The organism is Nostoc linckia z4, assembly GCF_002608075.1.
In the GTDB taxonomy this organism is placed as follows: Bacteria; Cyanobacteriota; Cyanobacteriia; order Cyanobacteriales; family Nostocaceae; genus Nostoc; species Nostoc linckia.
The window spans coordinates 24,018-39,399 of record NZ_LAHA01000076.1 but is presented as its reverse complement, the minus strand read 5'-3'; the positions used below and the strand labels follow the sequence as shown (position 1 = coordinate 39,399).

Sequence of the window (15,382 nt, the reverse complement as noted above, 5' to 3'; positions counted from 1 at the left end):
CTTTACCCTTTCCCCTTTCCCCTTTMCCCTTTCCCCTTTACCCTTTCCCCTTTACCCTTTCCCCTTTCCCCTTTACCCTTTCCCCTTTCCCCTTTCCCCTTTCCCCAGTCCCTAAGCATCTAGCATAGACATCCATCATCATGAATTTGATTTACTTTGTTTTACGTTCTGCTTGGGGTATGGTAGCGATCGCCATCGTTACTGGATTCTTGAGTGGTGGTAGTAGTGCTGGTTTGATTGCTTTGATTAGCCGTGCTGCTAGTAGTGGTAGTCCTGAGGGTTTCACATCTATCGCTTGGGGTTTTGCTCTTTTGGCGATAATTGCATTGATTACCAGTATTATTTCCCAAGTGATGCTGATTCGCCTTTCTCAAAATGCAGTTTTAAAGTTGCGAATGCATTTGAGTAGGCGAATTCTGGGTTCTGAGTTGAGTCATTTGGAAGATTTGGGTAACCCCAGATTATTGGCAACTTTAACTGAGGATATTCAAGCAGTTGCTAATGCTGTTTATCAAATGCCTTTTTTGTTTATTAATTTAGCGATGGTTGTGGGTTGCATAGCATATATCACCTGGCTTTCTTGGTTGGTATTGGTGATGGTTTGTGCTATTTCCATAGTAGCGATCGCTAGTTGCCAGTGGCTATTAACTGAAGGTAGGAAATTTTTAGCTCTGGCTCGTGATGATGAAGACAGACTGTTTAAACATTTTCGCACCATTACCGAAGGCATCAAGGAACTGAAGCTTAATTATCTGCGCCGTCAAGTTTTTTTAGAAGAAAAACTCCAAGGCACTGCTAATGAATTTCGCCATCATAATGTGAAGGGTTTAACTCTTTTTGCTACCACTTCTAGCTGGGGTCAATTGATTTTCTTTTTTGCCATTGGTTTTGTTTTATTTGTGCTACCTCATTTATTATCTATTAATACCACAACTCTTTCTGGATATATTTTGACTTTTACTTACTTGATGTTACCAATGGATAACATCATTAGCAAACTTCCTCTTTTGAGCAAAGCGGGTATTGCTTTACAAAAAATAGATTCATTGGGTTTATCTTTAGCTACTCGTTCGGAAGTAGCTACTATTCCACCTGCCATGAAAACTTCCTGGCAGACATTAAAATTCAACAATATCACATACACCTATGACACAAATCAAGAAGACAATAGCTTTATCTTCGGCCCCATCAACATTACGTTGTATCGTCAGGAATTAATTTTTATTGTTGGCGGTAATGGTAGCGGTAAATCTACCTTAGCAAAATTAATTACTGGACTTTATATTCCAGCTAACGGCGAAATTTGGTTTGATGACGAATTAATTAATCAAGAAAACCGCGAATGGTATCGGCAACATTTTTCTGTGGTATTTTCCGATTTTTATTTATTTGACGAACTTTTAGGGTTAAAAAATGCCAATTTAGATACTCAAGCGACAAAATATATTAAACAACTGCAATTAGGCCACAAAGTAAAAGTCGAAAATGGACAACTTTCTACCACTGCTCTTTCTCAAGGACAACGCAAACGCTTAGCTCTACTCACAGCATACTTAGAGGATAGACCAATTTATCTATTCGATGAATGGGCAGCAGATCAAGATCCAATATTTAAAGAAATATTTTATACTCAACTTTTACCAGAACTGCGATCGCGTGGTAAAACAGTCTTAGTAATTAGCCATGACGACCGCTATTTTCATTTAGCAGACCGAATTATCAAACTTGATTACGGACAAATAGAATATGACAAAAAATAAAATGTTGACTGTGGACGGTTGACGGTTAACAGTCAACAAATCCTAACATTTGTACATTTGCCAAATAAAATCAATGTCTGAGCAAAAATCCCTCAATCCCTGGAACTACAAACCTTGGTGGTGTCAACCCTGGTCTATACTTCTTACTGGTGTGACGCTAATTGTTGGTAGCTGGTTATTATTTAAAACTATCTGGTTCACAGTTCTTGTTTCCATCCCCATAGCCTCCTGGATGGGATTTTTTATATTAATTTGGCCGCAACTAATTATTCGTAGTGGAATTTTAGAATCTTATAACAATTCGGAACGTGTTGACTGTTGATTGTTTAGGACTTACGCAACGCCGATATTGTCATTGCGACCGTAACGGAGTGTAGGGAAGCAATCCCAGCGTCAGGGGGTATTACTTCTCTACAAGACGCTGTGCGTAGCTTGCTTCTGGGTAGGAGTACGCTATCGCTCGTAATGACCCAATTACGTTATTTTTGCGTAAGTCCTAAATTAGTCATGATTCCCACAGCCATTGCACCCCACCCCTTAATCCCCTCAGAGCCTGCGGGGAGGGGAGACAAAGCGTAGCTTTGGCTCTTTGGGGTTTTTCAGGGTCTACGCATGTTTATAGTAATCAAAATATCAAGCTTTGACGAAGAACTCTTAAAATTTTATAAGTTTTGATAATTTTTAGCCGATATCAATCATTTTCAACCTGGCTTTGGGCACAAGACCTTGTAAGCATCTACATATTCAGGGAAATTGCATATTCAAAGCTAGAGTGAAATGAACAACAGAGCAGACCGAAGGCATGAAAGACATAATAATGCAATAGAATATCTCTGTACAAGATTCAACCGAATTTTTATTTCCGTTGCAGAGATGTTTTTATGGTGCAGGTTTGACCTTCGAGAAAGAATCCTGCGTTTATTGCAAAACTTTCAGCCCAGCGGACTTTGTTGTCTAAAGTTGAGAGCCTCATCAGTGAAATCCCGACCTGCTCCTTTACCTGAAAATGAAGCAGAAAGGCTCAAAGCATTAGAGGATTACAATATTCTCGATACTCTCCCAGAACAAGGATTTGATGACCTGACTGCTCTTGCTACCTACATTTGCAAGACTCCAATTGCTTTAATTAGCTTAATTGATAGCGATCGCCTGTGGATTAAATCCAAAGTGGGACTAAAAGTTAGGGAAATACCCAGAGATTGGGCTTTTTGCTCTCATACGATTTTGCAACCCCAGAAAATATTAGTAGTTAACAACGCCGTTAAAGATGAGCGCTTTGCAAATAATCCTTTAGTTAAAAATAATCCCAAAATTCGTTTTTATGCTGGTGTACCGCTAGTTACATCCAATGGATTTGCTGTGGGGACATTGTGTGTCATCGATATGATTCCGCGTCAGTTAAATGACCGACAATTAGACGCCTTATATCGCCTCAGTCGTCAGGTTGTCGCTCAAATGGAACTCATCCAAGAAATTCACAACCGCAAACAAGCAGAAATCGAAGGAAGACAGTTATCACTAACCGATGAACTAACAGGATTGCATAATCGGCGTGGCTTTTTTCTACTAGCAGAACAACAATTAAAAATTGCTCACCGCATGAAACTTCTATGCTGGGTAATCTTCATCGATTTAGACGGACTAAAACAGATTAATGACAGCCTTGGTCACGATGTCGGTGATGCCTTAATTATCGATGCTGGTCAACTACTCAAGCAAAGTTTTCGTAAGTCCGATATTGTTGCTCGTTTAGGTGGAGATGAGTTTATTATTTTCATTTCCAGCTATTTCAAAGACGCAGAAAATATCCAAATACATTTGCAAACAAACATTGCCAACTTCAACCAACGGCAAAACCGTAGCTATCAAATTTCCATGAGTATGGGAATACAGCGTTACTCACCAGAAACCAATATGTCATTAGAACAACTCGTCGCCAGATCTGACGAGTTAATGTACGCTCATAAACGTCTCAAGAGACAATCTCTTTTGTAACTTACATACTGCAAGGGGAAAGGGGAAAGGGAGTAACGCGATTTTGTGAGATCATCATAAAGACAGCAGGAGAGCAGGGGGCAGGGGGCATGGAAAAAGAACCAATCAAAAGTCATGAAGATCTAGAAGTATACAAAATGGCATTTGATGTCGCCATGAAAATCTTTGAACTGTCAAAGAAGTTTCCCATAGAGGAAAGATATTCGTTGACTGACCAAATTCGTAGATCATCACGCTCTGTTTGTGCTAATTTAGCCGAGGCATGGAGAAAGCGTCGTTATGAGGCAGCTTTTATCGCTAAATTGAATGATTCTGAAGCAGAAACAGCATAAACTCAGACTTGGCTCAAATTTGCTGTGAAATGTGGTTATTTAGACGTTGATACAGGCAGAGAACTTTATGGAGTTTACAACCGAGTTCTAGGCATTCTGGTGACTATAATCAACAATCCATCTCCCTGGCTTATAAAACACTAATTTCTAGTCTCCCTGCCCCCTGCCCCCTGCCCCCTGCCCAAACGAAAGCATCTCACTTTTTCGCATCGCTCCCAGGGGAAAGGGGAAAGGGTAAAGGGGAAGGGGGAAAGGGGAAAGGGTAAAGGGTAAAGGGTAAAGGGATAAATTTAACCTTTCCCCCGGTTGGTGAGCTTGTCGAACCATACTCCTTTCCCTTTCACCATGCCCCATGCCCCATGCCCAATGCCCCATGCCCAATGCCCAATGCCCAATGCCCCATGCCCCATGCCCCATTCCCATCATTTTGCTTTTTCTTTCAGTTTCTCCAACAATTCAATTACATGCTGTTCAAATCCTTGATTGCGTTTTTCAACTGATTCAACAAAAGGTTGATCCAAGAAATTTAATACGTTACTACCTAATTGAATACCTAGAGGTTTTAAGTGTCCGCCTGTCAGATTTTCTAGAAATTCTTGGGGTGGTTTTTGAAGAATGTTAATAAACCAATCACAGGTTGATTTAGCAATATTATCTGATTTAAAACAAACCAAACCCATGATATTAAATAATTCACTATCCTGGATTAAATTCTGAGTTTGTTCGATGGTTGGTTTGACACCAAAACCCAGTTTATCGATGATATCTGCTAGAAATTGCGGACGAATGGCGCTAGCTGTATTGGTAATGGCAGGGGCTAATAAAATCGAAACTTGTCCTTTAATAAAGATGCTGTTAATTTTAATTTTTCGACCTACATAAGTATCAATTAATTTTTGGACTTCTATAATTTTGTATTTTAGCTCGTCAACAAGGGTGTTAATGTCTGCGATTACACTTTCAATTTCTGACTTATTCGCAGTGGAAGATAGTAAATTGCTAAGAAATTTTTCTCTAGCTTCAGGTTGTGGAGGTAAAGCACTAAATCCTTCTAATAGCGAGATATATTTACAGCCAAGGCTATGCCCAATCCAAGAAAAGTTTTTATCATCTAAATAAGCTTCATAGTCGTATCCTTCAACAGTTGCCATTCTCACAAGTTCTGGCAGAATTTCGTACTGCTCTCTCATGAGAAAGCCAGCTTCTACATAATGATTAAAAGTAAAATTAAACGGCAGAATAATAATTGTATATCCCTGCTCATATAAAGATTGCAGCAGATACCGATAGAAAAACATGGGAAAAAACGTACCAAAGAAAGCCCCCGCAATAAATTGAATCACCCCTTTAGGTTGTGGATGAAGAGCAACCCAACTGTGGGAAACCGGCTTAAATCTCAATTTTAGACTCATATTATCCTTGACTTATTTGTAGGTATATGCTGAATCTACAAATTGAGATTGCTGTTTTTCGGATTTTTTGATAGATGGCTTAAAATTGTTGATTGTTGACGGTTCACAGTCAACAGTCAACAATTTACTCCTCGTTTCCGGTGGTCTCAATGATAAGTCTTTAACCGCACACGATGATGATTAACCTACGCCCTGCTACCTCTGCTGATTTGGATTTGTTACGATACTGGGATGAAAAACCTCATATAATTTCCTCAGATCCTAACGATGACTGGGGTTGGGAAGTGGAACTCGAACGCACTCCCGATTGGAGGGAGCAATTGATTGCTGAAATTGATGGTCGTCCCATCGGATTTATGCAGATCATCGATCCCGCACGTGAGGATAGTCACTATTGGGGTGATGTAGCCGAAGATATTCGCGCCATTGACATTTGGATTGGAGAAGAAACTGATTTGGGCAAAGGCTACGGAACAAAAATGATGCAGCTAGCAATTAGCCGATGTTTTGCAGACTCATCTGTAACGGCCATACTTATCGATCCTCTGGCTAGTAATACTCGCGCCCACCGTTTTTATGAACGTCTTGGCTTTCAATTTCTCGAACATCGAAGATTTGGTGAAGATGAGTGCTTTGTTTATCGCCTTAGTCGAGAAAATTGGCATCATTAGAGCAATTTTGGATTTTAGATTTTGGATTTTGGATTACAGGAGTTTTCATCTATTTGAACCACATCTGTCGTAGGGGCGCAAGGCTTTGCGCCCGTACCGCGTGGTCTATTTACCTGAAAATTGCTGTAATATCATGTCCGCATAATTATACCGATTCAAAAAATGTTTGCGACAGATACCCCACCCGCCTGACGGCACCCTCCCCTTGCCAACTACGGTGTACACACAAGTCTTGAAATTACACCTCACACTTGGTTTCGTCGTCTATCCCTAAGCTGTTGGATCGCTCCGAAAGCCTGTCATTGCGAGGAGGAACGACGAAGCAATCGCAAAAACCACGGGATTATGCGATTACTTCTCTACGAGACGCTTCGCGAACGCTTCGCTCGTAATGACAGTTAAAATGGTCTTTACGGCTTGAAACCCTTACAGATAGTACTTGTGTGNCACAAGTCTTGAAATTACACCTCACACTTGGTTTCGTCGTCTATCCCTAAGCTGTTGGATCGCTCCGAAAGCCTGTCATTGCGAGGAGGAACGACGAAGCAATCGCAAAAACCACGGGATTATGCGATTACTTCTCTACGAGACGCTTCGCGAACGCTTCGCTCGTAATGACAGTTAAAATGGTCTTTACGGCTTGAAACCCTTACAGATAGTACTTGTGTGTACACCGTAGCCCCTTGCCAAGGGGAGGGTTGGGGAGGGGTCTTGTCTATGTGTTGCATTATTTTTTCAAATTGGTATTAGTTATGATTCCCCTCCCCGAAGTTCGGGGACTAGATTAAGGGGTGGGGTTTTTCAGGTTTAATAAGTAATCAAGCGGACATGACATGACTATCCGAACTTGATATTAAGGTTGCATCGGTTTACCGCCGAGTGCGAAAACCTTGTTTTCCATTCACTTGGTCAAAGAGGACATCGTATTTATCAAAAAATGCAATTCCAGGATTGACAAATATACTCACTGGTGATTTTGGTGAGATATTCAAATTCCAGCGATTAAATCCGTCACGGTTTCCTGGTGTCAGGCTGTAATCAAAAATGCCATTTATTGCTAGTTTCACGGTATTTGCTGAAGCCAGTACTCCTGGTTTGAGTTTTCCTGCTGTGGAAGCTGACTTGAATTCAGCGAAAGCATTAATAGTTCCAGTATCAGCGATCGCTATGGCATTACAAGAATTTTTTGCAGAACTTCCAGCCAGAGTTAAACAAACTTTGCCCAGTCGAGAGTCCCATTGATTACCAGCTACGCCATTAATTTGCGGCTGTTGACTCCAAGAGGCCATTTTAAAACCTGCTTGATTTTCAGGAGTTAAACCGAGAATAAGACTGCCATTTTTGTTAGTACCACCATTTCCCATGACAATATATCCGTTACTGAGATTACCTGGTAATTTTCTCAATGGGTTATAAGGAAGTGACTTTTCAGAATAGTTGACACCAATAACACCGGAAAATGGCGCGCCACTTTTTGCCGAACAATTGGGTTTTTGGGCAGTACATTGGCGACTGGTAACAACCTGTACGGGAATGGGTTCTGCGGCGGGAATTAAACCAAACCGGACATTAGTGTAAACTAATTCGCCTTCAAGGATAGTACCATCACTTAATACTTCCTTGATGTTTTGGCCTGTTCTGCGGATGGGAGCGTTACCTAAAAACTCTTTGGGGACTCTTAGTCCTGCTGAGCCTGTATCTAATAAAACACGTTTTGGTTGACCATTGGCGATCGCTACTTCCAGAAAATAACCGCGTCCCCGTTGACCCAAGGAAGGTTTTGGATACAAAGGCAAAGATACGGTGTTAAAAGTCGGCTTGCGGGGTGTGTTTTGAGAGATATCGCGGAATGCTGGATTCGGAAAAAGAGCCGCAAATGCCGATTGACGTTGGGCTGCTGGTTCAGGCGCGATATCCCAAAGACTTTCGTAGTAGAAAAAGCCGATACCTAAACCGCGCTGTTGGGCTGCTACAACCTGAGATTGGATTTGGGCTATGGAAACTGGGCGATTTCGTAACCCCGCCATGATCCCGATACCAGTCGGGATTACTTGTTGAGTTTCTAAAATTTCTGGGCGGGTAATTTGACCGATAAAACTTTCTAAATCATTACGATACACCTGCATAACCAATTCATCGACAATACCCAACCTAACCCAGTTGAGCCAGTCTTGCAGTTGTAGCTTGTAAGCAAAATCATAGTAATTGGGAGCCACAGAGAAGATAGCATTGGGTTTTTCGGCTTTTACACTTTGGTAGAGGTCTACCATAAAGGCACTCATTTTATCTGCCCGCCATTTTATCCATGCTTGGGCTTGGGGATTCGATGGAGGAGGATTGCCAGTTTCTTGAGTATATAGAGCAATTGTGTACTTATCGTAACCAAAATCTACGGGTAAACTCGTATGGTCGTCAAATTGAACGCCATCAGGATTGTATTTCGTAATTACTTCCAACACGAGTTCGCGGATAAAGTTTTGCACTTCTGGGTGAAAGGGATTCAACCAAGCTACTTCACCCGCAGCACTAATTGAAGTTTGGGTTCCATCTTGCTTTTGTGTCAACCAATCTGGATGCTGTGATGCAAGTTCCGAAGTTAAAGGAACCATGAAACCAAATTCAAACCAGGGTATTGCTAGTAACCCTTGGCTGCGCGCTTGGCTAATAATATCTGCAATGACATCTTGTCCCTCTGCTCCCTTAAAGAAAAAAGGAATACCCTTTTTCTGCATAATGGCACTGGGGTATTGTGTATAACCATCATTCCAGACTACGGGATAAACAGTATTAAAATTTAACTTTCGTAGTTGGCTCATGGCAGCTTGCACTTGTGAGCGATTTCGGAAAACACTAAAATCGTTACCACTTAGCCACACACCTCGAATTTGTTGACGAGGTATTTGGGCAACAGCAGGAGTAAAACTGTTGAGTTGCAATACTGCAAAGAATGATATTAGACAGAATAATAATGGCAGCAGACGTTTTCTTAAAAGCCACCAAGCCCGATTCAACCACTTGCTGAGACTTAATAGTATCCGTTTGTTTGCAGGTTTAAATAATAAGTTATTTAGAGTCGCATTAATTTCTGTGTTTTTTCTCCAAAAGTGAATTCTCATTACTTTTATTTACTCAACGTCGGTTAATTGGTTACATTTGATTCCATACAAATGTTAAATCGCTATACCAGGAAAACTGATACAGCAATTTAGCGGCAACATAGTTGACGGAGTTATCAGGTTAGTAGTGCCAGATAAGTAAAAATGATGACTGTTGAGTGATGACTGTTATTGTTAAATCGATGAATTTCAAACCTCACCAAAGTACTTTTGACGAAAAACTCAGCGCAGGTATTGGGCTGTTCCTTGGATTGCTGTTCATTGGGGGCGGTTTTTGGGTGCGTAACATAGTGGCGCACGAAATTGCAACGCTAAAAGAAACACGGGGTACTGTGGTGGACAGCATCAGTCGTCGCGAGCGCAACAGTGAGAACAATCAGGAAAAAGAAACCTATGCACCACTTATCGAGTTTCTAGCTAACGGTGAACCCACTCGCTTTACAGGTAGTTATGAGTCTTACCGCTCCAGCAACGGCAAGATAGTCGTGGTACGTTACGATCCTAAACAACCGATAAAGACTGCGCGTGTAGTGAACTCGCTTGAAGGCTTAGTACCTTGGGCAATGTTTGGTATGGGTGGATTAGCTGTTGTTTGTAGCCTGGGCGCATTTTTGCCTGTACGCTGGTCTTCTGGCGAGTAACCGGAAATTTAGTAATTTTATTCTGACTCCTGAATTCTGACTTCTGAATTCTTCTTCAAAAGTGTTTAAAGGTACATGATATTACTAAGAATTAGGCTTTTTTGATTTGCGTGGTGATTTTGGTGGCGTTCGGTGTGCGCCAAAGTATTTTTCACTACGGTAGCGCAACCACACCCGCAACACTTGAGGAATTTGTTCTTTTTGTTCCTTGCTCAGGGTATTGTAAAGGGCTAAGGCGCGATCGCGTTCGCCCCGACAAGCGGCATTGTTATGAGCATCCCAATAGCTGCGAGCGACTCTAATCCGCCGACAGACTTCTTTAATCAGCTCATCTTTGCTCAGTGGAGTATCTTGCTTGTTCATACTCAAATGCCAAAGACTATAAATTTATCATGCCATTGTTGAGTGTGAACCGTCAGCAGTCAACAATGAAATATTTTTTACTTCCAAGTCCCTATTTGTACAACCTTTGAAATCTTCACAAGTTTCTCAACTTCTTTTCTTAGTGTGAAAAGTAGATTCATGTTAATGAAAAGGCTGTAGGGAAAACGATGCTAATACTCTATCAACATACGCCTAATTATTTTGGGACATAGGGAATTATTTTGAGAAAATCTCTGTGGTTTAGTCACTGGTGCGGCTGAGAGAGTTTTACAGGTGTCAGAAGATGAACAAGAGAACCTTTGCAACCATAGATGGGAATGAGGCTGTTGCCCAAGTCGTCTATCAACTCAATGAAGTGATTGCCATTTATCCAATTACTCCTTCTTCGCCGATGGCTGAATGGGCAGATGCTTGGGCTAGTGAAGGAAAGTGTAATGTTTGGGGTACTGTTCCTTCGGTGGTGGAGATGCAGAGTGAAGCTGGTGTGGCTGGCGCTGTACATGGTGCTTTGCAAACTGGTTCGCTGACAACTACATTTACGGCATCCCAGGGATTATTGTTAATGATCCCCAATATGTACAAAATTGCTGGAGAACTTACACCTACAGTTTTTCATATTGCGGCGCGATCGCTAGCAACACAAGCCCTCTCAATTTTTGGCGACCACAGTGATGTTATGGCTGCGCGTAGCACCGGTTTTGCGATGTTGTGTGCTGCGTCAGTACAAGAAGCGCAGGATTTTGCTTTAATGGCAACACGGGCAACTTTAGAGTCACGAATACCGTTCCTGCACTTTTTTGATGGCTTCCGTACCTCCCACGAAATTAACAAAATAGAAACTTTAACAGCCGATGACTTGCGAGAATTCATTCCCGATGAATTAGTATTCGCCCATCGTTTACGCGCCCTCACCCCCGATAAACCAGTTTTGCGCGGTACAACACAAAACCCCGATGTTTACTTCCAAGCAAGGGAAACTGTCAATCCTTACTATTTAGCTTGTGCAGACATCACCGAAAAAGTTATGGATGAGTTTGCCCAAATGACTGGGCGACAATACCAACTATTTGAATACCACGGTGACCCAACAGCTGAAAGAGTCATTGTCCTGATGGGTTCTGGTTGTGAGACTGTACATGAAACAGTAGATTATCTTAACGCCACTGGCGAAAAAGTAGGGGTTTTAAAAGTACGACTATATCGCCCATTTGATGCAGTGCGTTTTGTCGCCGCTTTGCCAATAACTACCCGTACCATTGCTGTTCTAGACCGCACCAAAGAACCAGGCGCATCTGGCGAACCATTATATTTAGATGTAGTTGCTGCTATTCACGAAGTTAATTCCAAATCTCAAATCCCAAATCTCCAATGCATTGTTGGTGGTCGTTATGGTTTATCTTCTAAAGAATTCACCCCAGGAATGATTAAAGCTGTCTTTGATAACCTGGCTACCACCCATCCCAAAAATCATTTTACCATCGGTATTAACGATGATGTCACCCATACCAGCTTGAATTATGACCCGGAATTTAGCATTGAACCAAACAACATCATCAAAGCTATTTTCTATGGTTTGGGTGCAGATGGTACAGTGAGCGCTAATAAAAAATCTATCAAAATTATTGGTGAAGAAACAGATAATTATGCCCAAGGATATTTTGTATATGACTCTAAAAAATCAGGGTCAGTTACAGTTTCTCATTTGCGTTTTGGTTCCCAATTAATTCGGTCTACTTATTTAATTCATCATGCTAACTTTGTTGCCTGCCATCAATGGGAATTCATCGAAAAATTTCCTATCCTCAAAGATATCATTCAAGACGGAACATTTTTACTAAATTCTCCCTACGCAAATGATGAAATTTGGGAACGACTGCCGCCATCAATCCAAGAGCAAATTATTGAAAAACATCTGAAATTTTATGTAATTAATGCCTATAAAGTCGCCCGTGAAGCAGGCATGGCAGGGAGAATTAACACAGTCATGCAAGTGTGTTTCTTCGCCTTATCGGGTGTATTACCACGGGAAGAAGCGATCGCCAAAATCAAAAACTCCATCCGCAAGACTTACGGTAAAAAAGGCGATGAAATCGTACAAATGAACCTCAAAGCCGTAGATACCACCTTAGAAAACCTTTATCCACTCCCTATTCTCCACTCTCCCCTGTCCACTCCCCAACGCACTACCTCCTCCCCCTTCCCCATCCTCAATAAAATCATTTGCCGTGAAGGCGACGAACTACCAGTTAGTGCTTTACCAGCAGACGGTACTTATCCCACCGGTACGGCAAAATGGGAAAAGCGTAACATTGCTCAAGAAATACCTGTTTGGGACACAGATGTCTGCATTCAATGTGGTAAATGCGTCATGGTATGCCCCCACAGTGTTATCCGTAGTAAAGTTTACGAACCAGAACAATTAAAAAATGCACCATCGACATTTAAAAGTGCTAATGCTAAAGACCATGACTGGCAAGGTTTAAAATACACTATCCAAGTGGCAGCAGAAGATTGTACTGGTTGCGGTATTTGCGTAGATGTGTGTCCGGCAAAGAATAAATCAGAACTACGTCGTAAAGCCATCAATATGGCACCACAAAGACCATTACGCGAACAAGAACGGGAAAATTGGGATTTCTTTTTAAGTATTCCCAATCCCGATAGAAGCCATTTAAAGCTGACTCATATTAACCAACAGCAAATGCAAGAACCATTGTTTGAATTTTCTGGGGCTTGTGCTGGTTGTGGGGAGACACCTTATATTAAATTAGCAACACAATTGTTTGGCGATCGCATGATTGTTGCCAACGCCACTGGTTGTTCTTCCATTTATGGCGGGAATTTACCCACCACCCCCTGGACATACAATAGCGAAGGACGCGGCCCTGCTTGGTCGAATTCCCTATTTGAAGATAACGCGGAATTTGGTCTTGGTTTTCGGATTTCCATTGATAAACAAGCACAATTCGCCGCCGAATTACTCAAACAACTAACAACAGATGTGGGTGAAAACCTAGTAAATAGTATCCTCAATGCCGAACAAAAAGATGAAGCTGATATTTGGGAACAGCGAGAAAAAGTAGCACTGTTAAAACAAAAGTTAGATGAAATATTAACTCTAAAAACAGAACCCAATGTAAAATCAAAAATTCAAAATCTCAAATTGATTGCTGATTATTTAGTGAAAAAGAGTGTCTGGATTATTGGTGGTGATGGCTGGGGTTATGATATCGGCTTTGGAGGACTAGATCACGTCTTAGCCAGTGGACGCAACGTCAATATTTTGATTCTCGATACTGAAGTTTATTCCAACACCGGCGGACAAATGTCCAAAGCTACACCCAAAGCAGCTGTAGCCAAATTTGCCACTGGGGGTAAAACTGCACTCAAAAAAGACTTGGGTTTAATGGCCATGACTTACGGCAATGTTTATATTGCAAGTGTAGCAATGGGCGCTCGCGACGAACATACCCTCAAAGCATTTTTAGAAGCCGAAGCTTATCCAGGAACATCATTAATTATTGCCTACAGTCATTGTATTGCCCACGGAATCAATATGAGTACAGCAATGCAAAATCAAAAAGCTGCTGTTGATTCCTGTCAATGGTTACTGTATCGATTTAATCCACATCGGATTAAGCAAGGAGAAAATCCCCTGCAAATTGATTCCCACGCACCAAAGTTACCGCTAGAACAATATATGTATTTAGAAAGTCGATTCAAAATGTTAACTCAAAGTAACCAAGAGGTAGCACAACAGTTACTCCAAGAAGCTCAAATAGATGTCAAAAAACGTTGGCAAATCTATCAATATTTGGCAACAAAAACTTATTAAAAAAAATTGGGGAGATTGAAATCTGTATTTATATCTGAGCAGAATATTAAAAAATTTCCTTGTTCAATAAATAAAAATAGAGAATTTGACGATATGAAAATACCCTTGAGGTTAATAAAGTTTATTTGTGGAGTCAGGAAACAAGGGCAAGAAAAAACTAAACTGAAAAACAGGAGGAATCATCATGGATTTAACTACAACTTATATGGGGATGAAATTGCAATCGCCTTTGGTTCCTTCTGCATCTCCTTTATCTGAAGATATTGATAACATCCAACGTATGGAAGATGCTGGTGCAGCAGCAGTAGTCATGCATTCACTATTTGAAGAACAGTTACGCCTAGAAAGTTATGAACTTCATCATCACCTCACCCAAGGAACTGAAAGTTTTTCTGAAGCCTTAACTTATTTTCCTGATTCAATGAACTTTCGGGTAGGGTCAAAAACTTATTTAGAGCATATTTATGAAACCAAACAAAAGGTAAAGATTCCAATTATTGCTAGTCTCAATGGCTCATCCGTTGGTGGATGGACAAACTATGCCAAACAAATTCAACAAGCAGGAGCAGACGCACTGGAATTAAATATTTACTATGTTCCTACTGATGTAGACTTAACAAGTAATGAAATTGAACAAACTTATATTGATATTCTTCGTGCAGTCAAAGCAGTAGTAACTATCCCCGTAGCAGTGAAACTCAGTCCATACTTCACCAATATGGCAAATATGGCAAAACGTTTAGATAAGGCTGGCGCTAATGCTTTAGTTTTGTTTAACCGTTTTTATCAACCAGATATTAATCTTAATCTGCTAGAAGTTGAACCAAATGTATTACTAAGTACACCACAATCCATGCGCTTACCTCTACGATGGATTGCGATTCTCTATGGCCGCATTCATACTGATTTAGCGGCAACAAGCGGCATTCATAGAGGTCAAGATGTGTTAAAAATGCTCATGGCTGGTGCCAAGATTACCATGCTTTGCTCGGTATTACTGCGACATGGAATTAACCACATTCGAGTTATTGAGCAGGAAATACGCGAATGGATGCAAAAACACGAATACGAATCGATAAAGCAAATGCAAGGAAGTATGAGTCAAAAGCATTGCCCAAATCCCAGTGCTTTTGAACGTGCCCAATATATGAGGTCTCTTACCACCTATAAACCTGAATGGACAGCCACTCACGACACATCATATTACTTTGGTTAAAAATTTTATAAGTAGCTCGG

The 15,382-nt window shown here is 41.0% G+C and carries 10 protein-coding genes and 1 pseudogene; 8 read left to right on the top strand and 3 right to left on the bottom strand.

The annotated features are described in order from the left end of the window. The first annotated feature begins 140 nt into the window (after window positions 1-140). The 4 genes and pseudogenes from VF06_RS34520 to VF06_RS34505 all read left to right on the top strand — a co-directional run bounded on the left by VF06_RS34520 (window position 141) and on the right by VF06_RS34505 (window position 4,231). Entirely contained in the window at window positions 141-1,760 is a 1,620-nt protein-coding gene (locus VF06_RS34520; RefSeq protein ID WP_099069957.1) for a cyclic peptide export ABC transporter, read from the top strand. A 73-nt stretch (window positions 1,761-1,833) separates the two neighbouring features. Next, window positions 1,834-2,082 (top strand): DUF6737 family protein, encoded by a 249-nt coding sequence (locus VF06_RS34515; protein WP_099069956.1) that lies wholly within the window; start codon window positions 1,834-1,836, stop codon window positions 2,080-2,082. 653 nt (window positions 2,083-2,735) lie between these two features. Continuing rightward, window positions 2,736-3,755 (top strand): sensor domain-containing diguanylate cyclase, encoded by a 1,020-nt coding sequence (locus VF06_RS34510; protein WP_180267662.1) that lies wholly within the window; start codon window positions 2,736-2,738, stop codon window positions 3,753-3,755. Between the two features lie 89 nt (window positions 3,756-3,844). Continuing rightward, window positions 3,845-4,231, top strand: a pseudogene (locus VF06_RS34505) (four helix bundle protein). Window positions 4,232-4,509: 278 nt separating this feature from the next. On the opposite strand, the gene VF06_RS34495 reads toward VF06_RS34505, so the two are convergent. Then, on the bottom strand, window positions 4,510-5,499 hold the full coding sequence (locus VF06_RS34495; protein ID WP_099069953.1) for a DUF1350 family protein: 990 nt from the start codon (window positions 5,497-5,499) through the stop codon (window positions 4,510-4,512). Window positions 5,500-5,672: 173 nt separating this feature from the next. On the opposite strand from VF06_RS34495, the gene VF06_RS34490 reads away from it, so the two are divergent. Continuing rightward, window positions 5,673-6,170 (top strand): GNAT family N-acetyltransferase, encoded by a 498-nt coding sequence (locus VF06_RS34490; RefSeq protein ID WP_242062018.1) that lies wholly within the window; start codon window positions 5,673-5,675, stop codon window positions 6,168-6,170. 869 nt (window positions 6,171-7,039) lie between these two features. On the opposite strand, the gene VF06_RS34485 is transcribed toward VF06_RS34490, so the two are convergent. Further along, the gene (locus tag VF06_RS34485; protein WP_099069951.1) at window positions 7,040-9,286 is read right to left on the bottom strand and encodes a glycoside hydrolase family 10-like protein; all 2,247 of its coding nucleotides are present in this window, start codon (window positions 9,284-9,286) and stop codon (window positions 7,040-7,042) included. 161 nt (window positions 9,287-9,447) lie between these two features. Here VF06_RS34485 and VF06_RS34480 point away from each other — a divergent pair, with 161 nt between their 5' ends. Further along, window positions 9,448-9,927 carry a DUF3592 domain-containing protein gene (locus VF06_RS34480; RefSeq protein WP_244918218.1) on the top strand — a complete coding sequence of 160 codons (480 nt, stop codon included), beginning with the start codon at window positions 9,448-9,450 and terminating at the stop codon, window positions 9,925-9,927. Between the two features lie 84 nt (window positions 9,928-10,011). Here the strand turns inward: VF06_RS34480 and VF06_RS34475 are convergent, their stop codons facing one another. Further along, window positions 10,012-10,290, bottom strand: coding sequence for a Precorrin-3B methylase (locus VF06_RS34475; protein ID WP_099069950.1), 279 nt, complete (start codon window positions 10,288-10,290; stop codon window positions 10,012-10,014). A 304-nt stretch (window positions 10,291-10,594) separates the two neighbouring features. Here VF06_RS34475 and nifJ point away from each other — a divergent pair, with 304 nt between their 5' ends. Both nifJ and VF06_RS34465 read left to right on the top strand, forming a co-directional pair. Further along, entirely contained in the window at window positions 10,595-14,146 is a 3,552-nt protein-coding gene (nifJ, locus tag VF06_RS34470) for a pyruvate:ferredoxin (flavodoxin) oxidoreductase (protein WP_099069949.1), read from the top strand. Between the two features lie 184 nt (window positions 14,147-14,330). Then, a complete protein-coding gene (locus tag VF06_RS34465; protein ID WP_099069948.1) occupies window positions 14,331-15,362 on the top strand; it encodes a dihydroorotate dehydrogenase-like protein in 1,032 nt (343 codons plus the stop codon). The last annotated feature ends 20 nt before the right edge of the window (window positions 15,363-15,382 follow it).

What these genes read in the sequence shown, in the direction of transcription:
- VF06_RS34480 (WP_244918218.1), top strand. Translation starts at nt 9,448, where the DNA reads ATGACTGTTATTGTTAAATCGATGAATTTCAAACCTCACCAAAGTACT.
- nifJ (WP_099069949.1), top strand. Translation starts at nt 10,595, where the DNA reads ATGAACAAGAGAACCTTTGCAACCATAGATGGGAATGAGGCTGTTGCC.
- VF06_RS34465 (WP_099069948.1), top strand. Translation starts at nt 14,331, where the DNA reads ATGGATTTAACTACAACTTATATGGGGATGAAATTGCAATCGCCTTTG.
- VF06_RS34520 (WP_099069957.1), top strand. Translation starts at nt 141, where the DNA reads ATGAATTTGATTTACTTTGTTTTACGTTCTGCTTGGGGTATGGTAGCG.
- VF06_RS34475 (WP_099069950.1), bottom strand. Translation starts at nt 10,290, where the DNA reads ATGAACAAGCAAGATACTCCACTGAGCAAAGATGAGCTGATTAAAGAA.
- VF06_RS34515 (WP_099069956.1), top strand. Translation starts at nt 1,834, where the DNA reads ATGTCTGAGCAAAAATCCCTCAATCCCTGGAACTACAAACCTTGGTGG.
- VF06_RS34495 (WP_099069953.1), bottom strand. Translation starts at nt 5,499, where the DNA reads ATGAGTCTAAAATTGAGATTTAAGCCGGTTTCCCACAGTTGGGTTGCT.
- VF06_RS34485 (WP_099069951.1), bottom strand. Translation starts at nt 9,286, where the DNA reads ATGAGAATTCACTTTTGGAGAAAAAACACAGAAATTAATGCGACTCTA.
- VF06_RS34490 (WP_242062018.1), top strand. Translation starts at nt 5,673, where the DNA reads ATGATGATTAACCTACGCCCTGCTACCTCTGCTGATTTGGATTTGTTA.